This window comes from Streptomyces sp. NRRL WC-3549 (assembly GCF_000721935.1).
In the GTDB taxonomy this organism is placed as follows: domain Bacteria; phylum Actinomycetota; class Actinomycetes; order Streptomycetales; family Streptomycetaceae; genus Streptomyces.
Genome location: NZ_KL585386.1, coordinates 126,328 through 127,809 on the forward strand (window position 1 = coordinate 126,328; position 1,482 = coordinate 127,809).

Annotated in this window: 3 protein-coding genes; 2 read left to right on the forward strand and 1 reads right to left on the reverse strand. The window is 73.5% G+C overall.

Annotation, left to right across the window (positions count from 1 at the left end; translation table 11 throughout):
* On the forward strand, nt 1–224 hold a 224-nt coding region (locus IH13_RS0104955; protein ID WP_031081322.1), incomplete at its 5' end, for an L-threonylcarbamoyladenylate synthase.
* Between the two features lie 109 nt (nt 225–333).
* The gene (locus tag IH13_RS0104960) at nt 334–525 is read left to right on the forward strand and encodes a DUF6381 family protein (protein WP_031081323.1); all 192 of its coding nucleotides are present in this window, start codon (nt 334–336) and stop codon (nt 523–525) included.
* A gap of 141 nt (nt 526–666) precedes the next feature.
* Here IH13_RS0104960 and IH13_RS0104965 read toward each other — a convergent pair.
* Nucleotides 667–1,482: MsnO8 family LLM class oxidoreductase (locus IH13_RS0104965; RefSeq protein ID WP_037840790.1), on the reverse strand; the 816-nt coding region annotated here is incomplete at its 5' end.

Genomic DNA, 1,482 nt, shown 5'->3' on the forward strand with positions numbered 1-1,482 from the left:
TGGCGGAGCTGGGCGAGCCGCTGCTCTCCAGCACGCTGCTCCTGCCCGACGAGGAGGAACCGCTGACGCAGGGCTGGGAGATCAAGGAGCGCCTCGACCACGTCGTCGACATCGTCCTGGACTCCGGCGACTGCGGCACCGAACCGACCACGGTCATCGACTTCTCCGGCGGCGGTCTGGAGATCGTGCGGCGTGGCGCCGGGGACGTCTCGCGGTTCGAGTGACGCCCGCGCCGGTCACCCGGTGCGTCCCCGCCGCCCTGCCGAGATGCGCGCACCCCCGTCGGCCTGGTTCCGTGGAGGGTGTCCGCTCCGACACCGCCAGGGAGTGATCATGAGCGAGTCAGACGACCTGCACGGACGTGCCCGTCAGATGCGCGACAAGGCCAAGGATCTCCAGCATTCCGCCGAGCAGACCGCCGATCCCGGAGAGCGCAAGCGCCTCCAGGACAAGGCGCGCCGGCTCGAAGCGGAGAGTGAGCAGGTCAGCGGGATGGCCAGCGGGGACATCTACCCGATGGAATAGCCGGGGCGGTGGCACACGGCCGGGCTCCGGGACACCGGTACGGGCCCCGGGATTCCGTGGCCCGGCCCGGTGTTCCGTGGCCCGGCCCGGTGTTCCGTGGCTCGGCCCGGTGTTCCGTGGCCCGGCTCAGCGCTCAGCACCTCAGGCCGCGGTGTCCCCGCTCGGCCCGGTCAGCCCCGCGGCCCGGGCGAGCCGGGTCATGGAGTCGACGAGGGCCGCGCGGTCGTAGGTGCTGGTGGTGACCAGTACCTCGTCCGCCCCGGTCTCCCCGACGACCCGGTCGAGCGCGGCGGCCACCTCGTCCTCGGTCCCCGCGAGCTGACCGCGCAGCCCGTCCTCGAAGAGCCGCCGTTCCCTGGCCGTCATCGTCAGCCCCTCGATCTCCTCGGCCGGCGCCAGCGGCGGAAACGTGCCGTGGGTGCGGGCGTACGCCATGGACCAGGCCTCGGGGACGAGCAGCCGGCGGGCCGCCTCCGCCGTACCGGCGACGGCCACGGTGCCCGCCACCAGCACGTAGGGCGCCTCGGCCCACTTGGAGGGGACGAATGCCTCCCGGTACGCCTCCACGGCGCGCACCAGGCGTTCGCGGTCGCGAAGGTCCCCCATGACCAGGGGCAGGCCCATGGCCGCGGCGATCGTGGCGCCCTCTCCGGTCGCCAGGACGTACGGCGGGATGCGCAGTCCTTCGGCGGGACGGGCGTGTACGTCGGGGTGCGCCCGCTGGGTGCCGTCCAGCCAGCCGAGCAGCTCGGCGAGCTGCTCGGCGAAGGCGTCCGCGTCCTGCTTGTCCCGCCCCAGCGCCCTGCGGACGCCGTCGGTGAAGCCGACGGACCTGCCCAGCCCCATGTCGATCCGGCCGGGGAACAGGGAGGCGAGCACCCCGAACTGCTCGGCCACGACGAACGGCTGGTGGTTGGGGAGCATCACCCCGCCGGTGCCCACACGGATGGTGGAGGG

Bases quoted from the DNA above. Each gene is read 5' to 3' on its own strand.
- IH13_RS0104960 (WP_031081323.1), top strand. From the start codon at position 334: ATGAGCGAGTCAGACGACCTGCACGGACGTGCCCGTCAGATGCGCGAC.